The organism is Solihabitans fulvus (assembly GCF_008386585.1).
Lineage (GTDB): Bacteria > Actinomycetota > Actinomycetes > Mycobacteriales > Pseudonocardiaceae > Solihabitans > Solihabitans fulvus.
Genome location: NZ_VUOB01000332.1, coordinates 1 through 410 on the forward strand (window position 1 = coordinate 1; position 410 = coordinate 410).

Here is a 410-nt window from a genome sequence, read left to right on the forward strand (position 1 = left end):
GGGGGTCGCATTTCACCATCTGGTTGGCGGGCTCGAAGCATGCGTTTGTGATCTCGGCGACGGAAAGCTGTTCATGGTAGGCCTTCTCGGCAGAGATGACTGGCGCGTACGTGACCAGTGGGAAGTGGATACGGGGGTAAGGCACCAAGTTAGTCTGGAACTCGGTGAGGTCCACATTCAGAGCGCCGTCGAATCTCAAAGAAGCAGTGATCGAGGAGACAATCTGTCCGATGAGACGATTCAGGTTGGTGTAGGTTGGGCGCTCAATGTCGAGATTACGGCGGCAGATGTCATAGATGGCTTCATTGTCGACCATGAAAGCACAGTCAGAGTGCTCAAGGGTTGTGTGGGTTGTGAGGATAGAGTTGTAGGGCTCGCCGGCGGCAGTGGGAACCTGAGGCGCGGGGTAG

The 410-nt window shown here is 56.1% G+C and carries 1 protein-coding gene; it reads right to left on the bottom strand.

Features of this window, described 5'->3' with window-relative positions; all coding sequences use genetic code 11:
* Positions 1-316: tubulin alpha chain (locus F0L68_RS45985; RefSeq protein WP_188317148.1), on the bottom strand; the 316-nt coding region annotated here is incomplete at its 3' end.
* Positions 317-410 lie beyond the last annotated feature (94 nt).